This is a genomic window from Mesorhizobium sp. M1182 (assembly GCF_040318335.1).
Classification (GTDB): Bacteria; Pseudomonadota; Alphaproteobacteria; order Rhizobiales; family Rhizobiaceae; genus Mesorhizobium.
Genome location: NZ_JAMYMD010000015.1, coordinates 101,471 through 115,277, shown reverse-complemented (window position 1 = coordinate 115,277; position 13,807 = coordinate 101,471). Strand labels below are relative to the sequence as shown.

Annotated in this window: 13 protein-coding genes and 1 pseudogene; 7 read left to right on the top strand and 7 right to left on the bottom strand. The window is 62.4% G+C overall.

Going from position 1 to position 13,807, the window contains the following annotated elements; translation table 11 throughout:
- Positions 1 to 385, bottom strand: a pseudogene (locus NKH33_RS19250) (pseudouridine synthase); the annotation flags it as partial.
- A gap of 76 nt (positions 386 to 461) precedes the next feature.
- Here NKH33_RS19250 and NKH33_RS19245 point away from each other — a divergent pair.
- Positions 462 to 914 (top strand): nucleoside deaminase, encoded by a 453-nt coding sequence (locus tag NKH33_RS19245; protein WP_352479909.1) that lies wholly within the window; start codon positions 462 to 464, stop codon positions 912 to 914.
- A gap of 85 nt (positions 915 to 999) precedes the next feature.
- Here the strand turns inward: NKH33_RS19245 and NKH33_RS19240 are convergent, their stop codons facing one another.
- Both NKH33_RS19240 and ileS read right to left on the bottom strand, forming a co-directional pair.
- A complete protein-coding gene (locus NKH33_RS19240) occupies positions 1,000 to 1,680 on the bottom strand; it encodes a hypothetical protein (RefSeq protein ID WP_352458053.1) in 681 nt (226 codons plus the stop codon).
- Positions 1,681 to 1,875: 195 nt separating this feature from the next.
- Entirely contained in the window at positions 1,876 to 4,866 is a 2,991-nt protein-coding gene (gene ileS / locus NKH33_RS19235) for an isoleucine--tRNA ligase (RefSeq protein WP_352921036.1), read from the bottom strand.
- 42 nt (positions 4,867 to 4,908) lie between these two features.
- Between ileS and NKH33_RS19230 the strand changes: the two genes are divergently transcribed.
- From NKH33_RS19230 to NKH33_RS19220, 3 genes are all read left to right on the top strand, one after another.
- Positions 4,909 to 5,094 (top strand): hypothetical protein, encoded by a 186-nt coding sequence (locus NKH33_RS19230; protein ID WP_352474531.1) that lies wholly within the window; start codon positions 4,909 to 4,911, stop codon positions 5,092 to 5,094.
- An 85-nt stretch (positions 5,095 to 5,179) separates the two neighbouring features.
- Positions 5,180 to 5,554, top strand: coding sequence for an Xre family toxin-antitoxin system antitoxin (locus tag NKH33_RS19225; RefSeq protein WP_254817430.1), 375 nt, complete (start codon positions 5,180 to 5,182; stop codon positions 5,552 to 5,554).
- 2 nt (positions 5,555 to 5,556) lie between these two features.
- Positions 5,557 to 5,991 carry an RES family NAD+ phosphorylase gene (locus tag NKH33_RS19220; protein WP_352921034.1) on the top strand — a complete coding sequence of 145 codons (435 nt, stop codon included), beginning with the start codon at positions 5,557 to 5,559 and terminating at the stop codon, positions 5,989 to 5,991.
- 16 nt (positions 5,992 to 6,007) lie between these two features.
- Here NKH33_RS19220 and NKH33_RS19215 read toward each other — a convergent pair whose 3' ends face one another.
- On the bottom strand, positions 6,008 to 6,811 hold the full coding sequence (locus NKH33_RS19215; protein WP_352921032.1) for a MipA/OmpV family protein: 804 nt from the start codon (positions 6,809 to 6,811) through the stop codon (positions 6,008 to 6,010).
- 196 nt (positions 6,812 to 7,007) lie between these two features.
- Positions 7,008 to 7,913, bottom strand: coding sequence for an alpha/beta hydrolase (locus NKH33_RS19210; RefSeq protein ID WP_352817452.1), 906 nt, complete (start codon positions 7,911 to 7,913; stop codon positions 7,008 to 7,010).
- Between the two features lie 343 nt (positions 7,914 to 8,256).
- Between NKH33_RS19210 and NKH33_RS19205 the strand changes: the two genes are divergently transcribed.
- Positions 8,257 to 8,811: an HdeD family acid-resistance protein gene (locus NKH33_RS19205; RefSeq protein ID WP_352921030.1), complete on the top strand. Its 555-nt coding sequence runs from the start codon at positions 8,257 to 8,259 to the stop codon at positions 8,809 to 8,811.
- Between the two features lie 78 nt (positions 8,812 to 8,889).
- Here NKH33_RS19205 and NKH33_RS19200 read toward each other — a convergent pair whose 3' ends face one another.
- Together NKH33_RS19200 and NKH33_RS19195 are read right to left on the bottom strand one after the other, a co-directional pair.
- On the bottom strand, positions 8,890 to 9,873 hold the full coding sequence (locus NKH33_RS19200) for a bifunctional riboflavin kinase/FAD synthetase (protein ID WP_352921028.1): 984 nt from the start codon (positions 9,871 to 9,873) through the stop codon (positions 8,890 to 8,892).
- A gap of 9 nt (positions 9,874 to 9,882) precedes the next feature.
- Positions 9,883 to 10,743: a TIGR01459 family HAD-type hydrolase gene (locus NKH33_RS19195; RefSeq protein ID WP_352503369.1), complete on the bottom strand. Its 861-nt coding sequence runs from the start codon at positions 10,741 to 10,743 to the stop codon at positions 9,883 to 9,885.
- A 338-nt stretch (positions 10,744 to 11,081) separates the two neighbouring features.
- Between NKH33_RS19195 and NKH33_RS19190 the strand changes: the two genes are divergently transcribed.
- Together NKH33_RS19190 and NKH33_RS19185 are read left to right on the top strand one after the other, a co-directional pair.
- Entirely contained in the window at positions 11,082 to 13,049 is a 1,968-nt protein-coding gene (locus NKH33_RS19190; RefSeq protein ID WP_502906745.1) for a pilus assembly protein TadG-related protein, read from the top strand.
- Between the two features lie 120 nt (positions 13,050 to 13,169).
- Positions 13,170 to 13,802 carry a LysE family translocator gene (locus NKH33_RS19185; protein WP_352817458.1) on the top strand — a complete coding sequence of 211 codons (633 nt, stop codon included), beginning with the start codon at positions 13,170 to 13,172 and terminating at the stop codon, positions 13,800 to 13,802.
- Positions 13,803 to 13,807 lie beyond the last annotated feature (5 nt).

Below are 13,807 nucleotides of genomic sequence, written 5' to 3'. Positions count from 1 at the left end.
CCTCGCGCTGTTCATAAGGCTTGCCTTCCGGACGCGGCCCTTTGCTGAATGGCCGGTCGCCGCCTTTGAAGTCGCGCTTCGGCCGCTCGCCTTCGGCAGCTGCCGGCCGGTCGCCGCGCGGCGCATAAGGCTTGCGTGGACCCTCGCGCTGTTCATAAGGCTTGCCTTCCGGACGCGGCCCTTTGCTGAATGGCCGGTCGCCGCCTTTGAAGTCGCGCTTCGGCCGTTCGCCTTCGGTCGCCGCCGGCCGGTCGCCGCGCGGAGCGTAAGGTTTTTTGGCGCCGAAGGACGGCTTGCCGCCCTTGCCGGGAGCGCTATCGCGACCACGCGTCCCTGCCGGCTTCGGGCCGGCCTTGCGCGGGAATTTCTTGTTTTTGTCGTCCATGTGGCCTTTGCTCGTTTGCGCGGGTAGTAACAGGATCGCGCTCTAGTGGCGAGGAGATAATCGGAATGGGAACCGCGTGAAGCGGCAGGATTTCATGGCGCTGGCGCTGAAAGAAGCCGAAGCCGCCGCCCAGCGTGGCGAAGTGCCGGTTGGCGCGGTCGTCGTCGGCGGCGATACGGTCGTTGCGAGTGCCGGCAACCGCACCCGCGAGTTCGCCGATCCGACCGCCCATGCCGAGATGCTGGCGATCCGCGAGGCCTGCCGCAAGCTTTCCAGCGAGCGGCTCAGCGGCCACGATCTCTATGTGACGCTGGAGCCGTGCGCCATGTGTGCCGGCGCCATCTCCTTCGCCAGGCTGCGCCGGCTTTATTTCGGCGCTGCCGACGAGAAGGGCGGCGCAGTGGTCAACGGCGTTCGCTTCTTCACGTCACCGACCTGCCACCATGTGCCCGACATCTATCCGGGCATGGCCGAGAACGCAGCAGCAGCATTGCTGAAGGACTTTTTTCGCGAGCGACGCGGACCCTGATTTTCTGGTCCGGCAGACGGTCCAAATCCAAGTCAGCCAATCCAGCCAGCCAATCCAGGGCAAGAACGTCTCTGGCGCCGTCAGCCTACCAGGGCAGCCAGTCGAACATGCCGCCGCTCTTACTCTTGGCAGCCGCCTCCCTCTTGAGGCGGCGTTCCTTCTTGTACTCGTCCTCGCCGAGGTCACCCTGCGGCGCGGTGGCGGCGGCAGCGCGGTATTGCACCGGTGGCTCGCTCAGATATCTGCGGGTGGTCGGGTCGCCCTGTTTGCCTTCAGCCCGGCGGCGCATGATTTCCGCGGCGCGGCTCTTGTCCGAATCGGCCGGAGTCCAGGCTGGCGGGTGGCTCGAGCCCGACTGCTTCAGCGCGGCCTTGACCGACGCCGGATCCGTCTGCACGTCATCGATGACCTGCGCCTGGTAGGCCGGGTCGTCCTGATGCAGAGTGGCATCGGCGCGCAGGCGGGCACGGCGCTGCTCCGGCGATTCGGGCCATTCGGCGCTTGCCGTCTCGATGCTTTCCTGCGGCGGCGGCAAGACTTCCTTCTGCCCCGGCCCTGGCTTCACCAGCGTGGGGCGCGGCTTGTAGTCGATACTATCCTTGCGCTTGGGTGCGAAGGAAAAAGCCCCGGTGAGGTCGCCGGCAAGCTGCGCGCCCGCGGTCTTGTCGGTCCCGTAAGTGGGCGAGCCCATGCAGCCGGACAAAGCGAGGCCCGATACGACAAGCGGCGCCAGCAGCGCAACGCGCGCATAAGTTCTCTCGGTCATGCCAAAAAGTCCCACTGTAGACAGCCTCTCGATTGCCGCCGGCCAAAGAAAGGTCCGGTCCCCATCGCCCATGCTCTTCCGACGGAATTCCGGCGACAATTTGTCGTCCGGAGTTTCGCGTGTTTACCTCAACCACTCGTTAAGGGCAACGCGCGGGGGCCGATCGGCTGCCCGCCGTGGCATTTGTGCACCGCCTTAAAGACGGCGCAAAGCCTTCAGCTCATGCAGAACAGCGGCGTCACGGGCCGACACGTCCGGGAATTCCGGATCTGAGCCGACATCGGCGGTGTAGCGCCAGGAGCGCGCGCACTTCACCAGGCCACGGTCCTCCGCCTTCTCGACGACCACGGCGACGCCCTTGACGTCGTCGAGGGTAAAGCTGCCCGCCGACGCCTTGCCGCGCACGATTACCAGATCGCTGGTGATCGCCATCTCGGCCATATCGACATCGGCGATCGCCGCTTCGAGCGCGGCGTCGTCGAGGGTGACGACCGGCACCGCTTCCAGCGAAGAGCCGATGACCTTCTGCGCGCGGGCGATTTCCAGCGCGCCGGTGACGACACGGCGAACCTGCCGCACCTTGCGCCACTTCTCCGCCAGCGCCTCGTTCTTCCAGTCCGCCGGGATCTCCGGGAACTGGTCGAGATGCAAGGAGACCGCATCCGGATGACGGTCGAGCCAAGCCTCTTCCATGGTGAAGGGCAGCATCGGCGCCAGCCATTTCACCAGGCAGTCGAAGAGATGGCGCACCACCTGCACGGAAGCCTTGCGCTTCACGCTGGAAGGCGCTTCGCAGTAAAGCGCGTCCTTGCGGATGTCGAAATAGAAGGCCGACAGCTCAACCACCATGAAGTCGAGCAGCGCGCGGGTGATGCGCTTGAATTCGAACGCGTCGTAGCCCGAGCGTACGACCTCATCGAGTTCAGCGAGCCGGTGCAGCATCAGCCGCTCCAGTTCCGGCATCTTGTCCAGCGGCACCTCCTCGCCGTCGTCATGGGCGAGCGTGCCCAGCATCCAGCGGATGGTGTTGCGCAGCTTGCGGTAGGCGTCGATATTGGTCTGCAGCACGTTCTTGCCGAGCCGCTGGTCTTCCCAATAATCGGTCGTCACCACCCACAGCCGCAAGATATCGGCGCCGGACTGCCTGATGACGTCCTGCGGCACGACGGTGTTGCCGAGCGACTTCGACATTTTCCGCCCCTCCTCATCCATGGTGAAGCCATGGGTGACGACGGTGTCGTAGGGCGCCCTGCCCCTGGTGCCGCAGCTTTCGAGCAGCGAGGAGTGGAACCAGCCGCGATGCTGATCGGAGCCTTCCAGATAGACGTCGGCCGGCCATTTCAGGTCGGGCCGGTCCTCAAGCGTGAAGGCATGCGTCGAGCCTGAATCGAACCAGACATCGAGGATGTCCATGACCTGCTGCCATTTCGAGGCATCGTGATTGCCGAGGAACCGCTCCTTGGCGCCGGCGGCGAACCAGGCATCGGCGCCTTCTTTCTCGAAGGCGTCCATGATGCGCCGGTTGACTGCCTCGTCGCGCAGCACATTGCCGTCGGCATCGGCAAAGACGGCGATCGGCACACCCCAGGCGCGCTGGCGCGACAGCACCCAGTCGGGGCGCTCCTCGATCATGGCGCGGATGCGGTTCTGGCCGGCGGCGGGCACGAAGCGGGTATCGTCGATGGCTTTCAGGGCGCGGCTGCGCAGCGTCGTGCCGTCGCCAAGCTCCTTGTCCATATAGACGAACCATTGCGGCGTGTTGCGGAAGATGATCGGCTTCTTCGAGCGCCAGGAATGCGGATAGGAGTGCTTCAGGCGGCCGCGCGCGAACAGCGCGTTGCGCTTGATCAGCTCGTCGATGACAGCCTGGTTGGCGTTGCCCTTCTTGCCATTGTCGTCGATGACGCGCGCCGCTCCACCCTCGCGGTCCGGGCCGAAGCCCGGCGCGTCCTTGGTGAAGAAGCCGGCATCGTCGACGGTGAAGGGGATCGCGGTGTCGATGCCACGCTGGCGAAGATCAGAGGCAGCATCCATCCAGGCGTCGAAGTCTTCGCGGCCATGTCCCGGCGCGGTGTGGACGAAACCGGTGCCGGCATCGTCGGTGACGTGATCGCCGGCGAGCATCGGCACGGGAAAATCGTAACCGCCACCCAGAGCTTTGAGGGGATGCGAAAGCGTAAGGTTTTCAAGCTCTTCGGCGCCAACGCTGCGAAGCCGATTCAGAGTGACCTTGGCCTTCGCGGCAGCGTCGTCCGCAAGCTTCTCGGCAAAGATCAGCTTTTCGCCGGGCTGAGGACCAAAGGCGTTCTCGGCCGCCGTAACCTCGTAGAGACCATAGTTGATGCGCGGCGAGTAGTTGACGGCGCGGTTGCCGGGGATCGTCCACGGCGTCGTCGTCCAGATGACGACGTTGGCATCAAGCAGATCTAGCGACGTCTGCGTCAGCTTGGGGTCCAGGGCTGGCTGCCCATCCTCGATGTTGATGACCTGGCGAGCGAGGCTGACGACCGGAAACTTCGCCCAGATCGTGTCCGACTCATAGTCCTGGTATTCGACCTCCGCCTCGGCCAGCGCGGTGCGCTCGACCACACTCCACATCACCGGCTTGGAGCCGCGATAGAGCTGGCCGGACATGGCGAATTTCAGCAGCTCGCCGGCGATCCGCGCCTCGGCGTGGAAAGCCATCGTCGTATAGGGATTGTCGAAGTCGCCGACGACGCCGAGCCGCTGGAATTCGGAACCCTGCACCTTGATCCAGTGCGCCGCAAACTCACGGCATTCCTGCCGGAACTCGTTGACCGGCACCTCGTCCTTGTTCTTGCCCTTGGCGCGGTACTGCTCCTCGATCTTCCATTCGATCGGCAGGCCGTGGCAATCCCAGCCTGGTACATAGTTCGAGTCATAGCCGCGCATCTGGAACGAGCGGGTGATGACGTCCTTGAGGATCTTGTTCAGTGCGTGGCCGATATGGATGTTGCCATTGGCGTAGGGCGGGCCGTCGTGCAGCACGTATTTTTCGCGGCCGACTGCGTCTTCGCGCAACTTGCGGTAAAGGTCCATGTCCTGCCAGCGCTTGACCAGCAGCGGTTCCTTTTCCGGCAACCCGGCGCGCATCGGGAAATCCGTCTGCGGCAGGTAGAGCGTTTTGGAATAATCGATCGTCTCGGCGGTCTCGGTATCAGTCATTCGTCTGCCATATGCGTTGCCGGCGGCAAAAGAGCCCGGGCGTTGAACTATCATGATCTGGAAAAAGCGCGAGAGGCCGCGCGCAAGATTCCCGGCGGCTCCGGCGGCGGTCAGGCCGCCCGGAGCACCGGGCCTGTAATTCGTATCGCAGGCGCGAGAAGGCGCGAAAAGCTCGTCATGGCTGGGCTTTTAACCGAGACAGGCGATATTGAAAAGCCCGAACTCTGATGCTTCCTTGCGGAAGGTGCCAATTGCGCATACATTTGTAGGCAAATGGCAAGCAGAATGGCCTGCAGTGCCAAGGAAACAATTCATGTCGGTCGCAGCAAGGGCAATTCGCGCAACACACGACTTTTCCGTCCCTACGGACAAGATCGATCATCTGCGCAGTCTGGGTTTCAGTAGCGAAGAACTCTATCGTATCGTTGCCCCCCGCCGCACGCTGGCGCGTCGCAAGGAACATGCCGAGCCGCTTTCGCCAGCTGAATCCGACCGCGCCCTGCGCCTTGAACGCATCGCCGAGCAGGCGGATCGGGTATTCGGTAGCCATGAGAAAGCCCAGCGTTGGCTGAGAAGCGAGATCATAGCATTGGATGGTGCAAGGCCGATCGATCTCCTTGAGACAGAGACCGGCGCCCACGTCGTTTCCGAAGAGCTTATCCGTATCGACTTTGGCATGCTTGCCTGACGATGCGCATCTGGCGCATCTCCAATTTCGCGGATCTCTCGGGTCGTGGCGGAACGCTCGTTGATGGAACATGGAACAGGCGCGGAATGCCCATCGTCTATTGCACCGACCACCCTTCGACGGCACTGCTGGAGATACTGGTGCATGCGACGCGCGAAACCGTTCCGGAAACCTACCAGCTTATCGAAATCGACGTTCCGGACGGAATAGAAATGACCGAACCGGTTATCCATGACGGCTGGGACAAGGACATGGAATCAACACGGCGACAGGGCACGGACTTTCTCTCGGCCAATCGTTACGCGCTCATGAAAATTCCTTCGATCATAATGCACAAGGCAAACAACTATCTGCTCAACCCGACCCATGACGATGCGTCACGCATTACGATTGCGGGCCTATACCATTATCCGTTCGACAGCCGTTTGATCAAATGAGCCGACGCCCGCCCGCTCACATCGAGAAATCGAAGCGATAGGTCGTCGACACGCCGATCATGAACTGATCCCTGGAGCCGCGCTCCTTGACCAGGCTGGAATCGGCGGCCGGGCCCATCAGGCGGGAATATTCGCCGAACAGACTGGCCGTCATCGGCTCGGTCACCTTCCAGGTCACTGCGCCGCCCAGGCCCGCCGACTTCACCCAGCCGCCGGGATGATATTCGCTAAGTCCCGAGGCCAGGGACTCCTTGGCATCAACGCCGTAATAGGCGTCGAAATAGTCCGATGAGGCGAACGAAACGCGCGGTCCGGCCGAAATCCTGACGTCGGGCGTCACATCGTAAAAGGCGTCGGCGGCGATGTCGGCGACAAAACCGTTATGGGCGCGAATGCCGTGCCGCATTTCGGCGCGGGCACGCAGCCAATCCAAAGGATAGAATTCGAAGAAGCCGCCGGCCTCGCCGCCCCAGCGCACCGGGTCGAGACCCTTCAATTCGTCGGCGTCACCACCGTCGCGGGAAAACAGGAACTTGCCTGTCAGGCCGGCGCGGACGCCGCCATCGTCGATCAATGCCAATGAAATATTGTCGTTGCGCGAGGTGAAGCGCGCCGCGGGGCCAGCCTTGCCGAGCGAGATGATCGGCGAGGCACTGAGCAGGTACTTCTTGCCGCCCTCGAAATTCGGGGCAACCATGCCGGTGGCGCCGACCGTCAGGTACCAGTCTCCGGACAGCCAGCCGAAGGTGCCCTCGCCGGCCTTGGCAACGCCGCAGGTGCCGAGCATGAATGCGGCCAAGATCGTCGGGACAGACCGCATCGTTACTCCATACGTCGAACGCATTGGCCGATACAACCAGCCTTGACTGAAGCCATGGCGCCAGTTCGGTAAAATTTGACTTAATATCCGCAACATTGGCCGCGTTGGGGCCTGTTCCGCGTTGCAGTCGATTGTTTGGCGCACCAAGATTCCAGATCAAGTGTTTGGAATACGATAGCAGTTGCCTCGGCAGGGGTTACAAACATTCGCGGACAAACATGCCTGCGCTGTGAAGAGCACGGCGACCGGCGCTCAACCCCGCATTCCAAACCGGCCAAGCGTGAATCATATGCGGCCAAATTTCGAGACCTACTTTAACGTCAGCCGCGCCAGCGGCTTCGGCGAGCCGAGTTGCATCCGACAACAGCGTCTCGGCCGAACCGGCTTGTATCAGCATTGGGGGAAATCCGCTCAGATCGGCGAACAAGGGCGAGATCAGCGGATCGCGCCGACCAACGCCATTGGGAACATAGGCCGTTGCCAGTTCCTCCAAATACGCCCGGTGGATGATAGGGTCGATTGCGTCCTTGGTTGATAGTGTCGCGCCGGACATCGAAAGGTCCGTCCAGGGCGAAACCAGCCAAAGACATTGCGGCAACGGCTCGCCTGACGTGCGCAATATACTGACCAGGCACAGAGTGAGGTTGCCGCCCGCACTGTCTCCGCCAACCACGATGCGGTCCGACGCGATGCCTTGCCGGCTCAGAAAGCGCCATGCGGTGAGTGCGTCTTCATGTTGCGCAGGGAAAGGATGTTCCGGTGCGCGGCGATAGTCGATCGCGAGGGTGCGCATTCCCATTCCCCGACCTGCCTCGGTCACCATTCGACGATGACTTTTAAGAGAGCCGGAGCAGTAGCCACCACCGTGGAAAAACAGCAGAATCTTGTCCCTGTCACTCCCAGGCGCCAGCGACCACTCTCCCTCGAGGCCATCGAAAACCACATGCTCGCATCGGATGTCCTCCGCGACTGGCCACACCGAACCGACTTCGTCGAGCCGTGCCCGGCGTTCGTCCCAGCGGACCGTTCGAGGCTTTGAGGTCAACAACCTGCGGACGGCGTTGATCTCCGTCAGATCGAGGTGTTCGTCCGCATCGCTCATTTTGCTTCCCTAGCCTCATCAAGCGTGGAAAACGGCATATAGCAGCAGCACACGTCATCGTATAAAGGGCCAATGCCAGCACTGGGAATTTTCGTTACACTTGCGCTGCGGCGAATACACGGGACGACGGGTCGCCCGTAAACCCGCTTGTTATCTTTTAGCACTGGCTCACCCCCCACATGATCGAATTATTCCATCTGGTATTTGGCCGCTTCGGGTCAAAAACGGAGGTCTAGCGGATCGCTCGGGAGTGTGGCGCTCACAGCCTGCTCGCTGGACGGGCAAGGCGATCGGCGCTACCTTCCGGAACAAAGAAGCTAGGCAACCTTGAGGGAAAAGGGCAATGACCGTGCACAGCGATGCCATGAAAGACGCCATTGGCCAGACGCGGGCGAAATGGGGATGGTTCGTCGCGCTCGGGGTGCTGCTGCTTGTCTTCGGCGGCATTGCCTTCGGCAATCTGTTCATCGCAACCGTCGCCTCGGTCTTTGTCGTGGGCTGGCTGATGCTGATGGCCGGCATTGTCGAGATCATCCATGCCTTCGGTGTGAAGACATGGGGCCGCTTCTTCTATTGGCTGCTCAGCGGCCTCCTCTATGCCGTCGCCGGCTTCTTCGCCTTCGACAATCCGGTCCTCGCCTCGACGGTGCTGACCTTCCTCCTGGCGGTCGCGCTGCTTGCCTCAGGCGTGCTCAGGGCCTGGGTCGGCTACAGCCACCGGCCGCAGCCCGGCTGGGGCTGGGTGGTAGCGGCCGGCGTCATCAGCGCGCTGGCGGGACTGGTCGTCGCCATGGGCTGGCCGGTCAACAGCGTGTGGGTGCTGGGCCTGTTCCTGGCCGTCGACCTGATCTTCCAGGGCTGGAGCTTCATCGCCCTTGGCTTGGCGCTGAAGAGATAAATTCTGGTTGAGCATGATCTTAATCGGAAAACCGGTTCCCACTTTTTGCTTCGCTGACCTTCGGTTCGGGACCATGCTCTAAAAAGCTATGGCCGCGTCCAGCCCGGAAAGCGGCCTGACGCCGGCGAGCAGTGCCTTCGCCTCGGCCTCGTCACACTTCATCTGGGCGACCAGCGCGTCAAGCCCGTCGAACCTCACCTCCGAGCGCAGGTAGCCGAAGAAGGACACGGCACAAATCTCGCCGTAGAGGTCGCCGGAAAAGTCGAAGACGAAGGTCTCCAGCAATGGCGCGCCATTGTCGTCGACCGTCGGCCGGCGGCCGAAGCTGGCGACGCCATCGTGAAGCGAACCGTCGGCGCGGCGGAAGCGGACGGCATAAATCCCTTCCTTGAGGGTGGCTTCCGGCGAAAGCCTCATGTTTGCGGTCGGAAAGCCGAGTGTCCGGCCGAGCTGCTGGCCGCCGATCACCTCCGCCTCGACGGTGAAACGGTAGCCGAGCAAACCGGCGGCCTCGGCCACATTGCCCTCGCACAGCAGCGTGCGTATGCGGCTCGACGACACCACCTCGGCGCTTTCGTCGCGAAACGCATCCACCAGCGTGACGCCGAAGCCGTGGCGCTCGCCGGCAGCCATCAGATAGGCCGGGCCGCCCTGGCGGTCCTTGCCGAAATGGAAATCGAAGCCGGTGACGGCGTGGCTTATGCCGAGATTGCGCTCGAGCACGCCGGTGACGAAAGCCTCCGCCGACAAGGCGGCGAACTCGCGTGTGAACGGCTGCTCGACCAGCGCCGCAAAGCCCAGATGCGACAACAGCCGCGCCTTCATCGGCGGCGGCGTCAGCACGAACAACGGCATGTCCGGCCTGAACACCTTTCGCGGATGCGGTACGAAGGTCAGCACCAGGGCGGGTACGCCGCGACGCTCCGCTTCGGCGCGCGCGCGTTCGAGCACCGCCTGGTGGCCGCGGTGGACGCCGTCGAAATTGCCGATAGCCACCACGCCGCCGCGCAGATGGGCCGGCAGCGGTGCGGTTGCGGAAATGCGTTCGAACATGGCAGTCATGGCTTGAACCTATTGCAGCCTGGGAATCACCGCGACCGGCCTGTAGCCATATTTTTCCAGGAAGGCCGCGAGCCTGGCCGGATCCGGCTGCAGCGTCTCACCGTAATCACGGGCATGGATCCCGCCCGATACGTAGAGCACGTCGAAGCCATTGTCGGCCGCGCCCTTGATGTCGGTCATCATGCCGTCGCCGATGGCCAGAACTTGCGAACGCTCGACCGGGCGGCCGAGAATGACGGCGATCTCCTTCATGGCGACATCATAGACCGGCGCGTAGGGTTTGCCGGCGATCAGCGTGCGTCCGCCAAGCTGTGCGTATTCGCGGGCCAAAGCGCCCGCGCACCAGATCATGCGTTCGCCGCGCTCGACGACGATGTCGGGATTGGCGCAAATGAAGGGCAGGTTCCTGGCACGCAGCCGCAGCAGAAGATCGGCATAATCCTCCGGCTTCTCCACCTCGTCATCGAACAGGCCAGTGCAGACCACGCCGGATGCTTCGAACTCCTCGACGAGTTCGACGTCGAGGCCCTCATAGAGCGTGAAATCCCGATCGGCGCCTATGTGGAAGATCTTTCGCGGCCCTTCCGCGATCAGGTCGCGGGTAACGTCGCCGGACGTCACGACACGGTCGTAGGCGGCGGGAGGAACGCCGATGGCGTTCATCTGCGCCACCACGTCGGCGCTGCGACGCGGCGAATTGGTGATCAGCACGACAGGTATTTTCGCCGCGCGAGCAGCGATCAGCGCGGCAGCCGCCGCCGGGAAATGCCATTCGCCGTTGTGCACCACGCCCCAGACGTCGCACAGGATGGCTGAATAGGCTCCCGACAAGTCTGCGAGCGAACCGATGATGTCGGGCGAATCCGCCATGCCGTTGTCCCTGTACCATGATGCTTGCAAGCGCCGCGACCGACGGTCCGCCGCGACCGGCTGGGATTAACCGAAGCGCTTCACCCTGTCACCAGCTTTCATAGCGCCGCAAGATTGTCGCACGGGGACGCCGGCGAGCACGCGATGGTGAAAGCTTTTCTTTTCCAGCGCCTTATCCCCTTTTTTAGAGGCTTTGCCGCGGGAAGCTCGGAGCAGCATTGCCGATTGCGGACGCGTGGTTAACAGGGATTGAAAACCCGTACCGGCCTTGAACGTATTTCAGCAATCGGAAATTTAAAAATGCGTGGCATCGTCCGGGAAAAATGGGGCGGGCGGGAATGCTGAAGGCAATAGTCGGAGAATTCCGACACGACAGACGTGGCAACTACTCGTTAATGACTGCAATCACCATTGTGCCGCTGATGGCCGGTCTGGCGCTCAGTGTCGACTACGGGGAGTTGCTGCGCCAAAAGCACGAAACGCTGAACGCCCTTGATGCGGCCGGCCTCGCCGCCGCCCAGCAGATCGTTGCCGGCGCCAGCGACGACGACGTCAAGGCCTACGCCAAGACATTTTTCGAAACCAATCTCGCACGTATCGACCCGGCGAATACAGCGCTGACCGTCACGCTGCCCAACAACAATGCCGGCGGCGGTACCCTGAAGCTCTGCGCCAGCCTCACCTTCCATCCCTATTTTCTACCGGCCGCCAGCCTGCTGATCGGCGGCACGGCAAGCGACACGACCTTCACCGAATGTTCGGAACTCCGCCTCAAGAACACCCTCGAAGTCGCGCTTGTGCTGGATAATTCCGGCTCGATGAGTGATCTCGGCTCCGGCACCGGCGAGAAGCGAATAAACCTGCTGAAGTCGGCCGCCAAGCAGCTTGTCGATACGCTGGCGCTTCAGGCGCAGCAGATGAAGCAGATCACCAAACCGGTGCAGTTTTCTCTCGTGCCGTTTGCGGCCTCGGTCAATGTCGGCCCTACCCACGACCAGGACGGCTGGATGGATCAGGACGGCATCTCCCCGATCCAGCACGAGGATTTCGACTGGACGACGATGAGTGCCGCCAACAATCCGGACAAATATGCCGAGAAGCTCAACGGCGTCTGGTACAAGCGCGGCACCGGCTGGGGCGAGACCAAGGACCAGCCGCTGACCCGTTTCAGCCTCTACGCCGACATGACGGTCGAATCGGGCCGCGAAGAGGTACCCAATTCGAAGCAATATGTCTGCGACACATACAAGAAGAACGGCACCTGCCAGTACGGCCATTGGAGCGCACCGGAATATATCTACACCACAAGCCGCTATGCGAGCTGGCAAGGTTGCGTCGAAGCACGGCCATATCCCTACAATGTCAGCGACACCACGCCCGATACAACCGCGCCGGCCACGCTTTTCGTGCCGATGTTCGCCCCGGATGAGGCTGGCACTCTGTGGCTCGATTTCAACCGTGACGGCATCAACGACGTCATCGGCACGTCCTACAATTACGGCAACAACTGGTGGGCCGATTGGCCCTATGTCGCCGGTCCTACCGCTTCCCAGCGCCAGTCTGACATGCGCAAATATTTCCTTGTAAAACCATACGGTTCGCAATCCGCAGCCGCAGGCGATGGGCCGAATTCCTCCTGCACCACCAACCCGATCACGCCGTTGAAGGACGTCAGCCAGGACGCAGAGAAGCAGGAGATCAAGGACGCCATCGACGCCATGGCGCCGAACGGCAACACCAACGTGCCGGAGGGCCTTGCCTGGGGCTGGCGAACTGTATCGAGCAACCCACCGTTCACCGATGGTCGGCCGAACAGCGAGAGGGGCAACGACAAGGTGGTCGTGGTGTTGACCGACGGAGCCAATACCTATAGCGCCGTCAGCGACAGCAGCTACGCCAACAACAGGTCGACCTACGCCGCCTACGGCTACACTGGCCTGACCTATCCGGGATCTGGAAGCGTAACCCGCCTGTTCATGAATACCAGCACCGATATCGGCAAGACCACCTATACCGGTGCCAACTACACGGCAGCACTCGACGAGCAGATGAAAACGCTCTGCGCCAACGCAAAGAATTCAAATATTCTGGTGATGACGGTGGCGCTCGACCTGTCACCCACGGATGCCGGCGACAAGAAGGCAATCGATGCGCTGAAGGCATGTTCCTCGGATTCGCGCTTCCGCAAGGATCCGGCGGACCCGAGCAAGCCGGCCAAGCTGTTCTGGAATGCGACAGGCGCGACGCTGTCCGACAATTTCAAGGAAATCGCCAACGAATTGTCGAACCTGCGCATCGTCGGCTGAAGGCGATGGGATTGGCGACTAAGGCAGGGGGGCCCGGCGCGCTGGCGCAAAGGCTCCTGCCGTCATGCCCTTGCGGGTTATGGAAGCATGTGGTGAGTGTCCCCACCCGGAGATGCGCTCTTGCCTGAACCCGCCAACCATCTTGCCTTCGCGCTGGTCTGCCTCGGTATGGTGCTGACGCCCGGCCCGAACATGATCTATCTGATCTCGCGCTCGCTGTCGCAAGGGCCGAAGGCCGGACTGATCTCGCTGGGCGGCGTGGCGCTCGGTTTTTTGTTCTACGTGCTGTCGGCGGCGTTCGGCATCACCGCGTTGCTGCTCGCCGTGCCCTTTGCCTATGATGTGCTGCGCCTTGCCGGCGCGCTCTATTTGCTGTGGCTCGCCTGGCAAGCGGTGAAGCCCGGTGGGCGCTCGCCCTTCCAGATCCGCGAACTGCCGAAAGACAGACCGCGCAAGCTGTTCGCCATGGGCCTGATGACCAACCTGCTCAACCCGAAGGTGGCAGTGCTCTATCTGTCGCTGCTGCCGCAATTCATCAGCCCCGGCAAGGGCCACGTGCTGTCGCAGCTTCTGGTGCTCGGTGCCACACAGGTCGCGATCAGCCTGACCGTCAACGCCATCATCGCGGTGACGGCCGGCTCGATCGCCCTCTTCCTCGCCGGGCGGCCGCTATGGCTGGTGATCCAGCGCTGGATGATGGGCACGGTGCTGACCGCGCTGGCCGTCAAGATGGCAACCGACGCGCAACGCTGATCGGT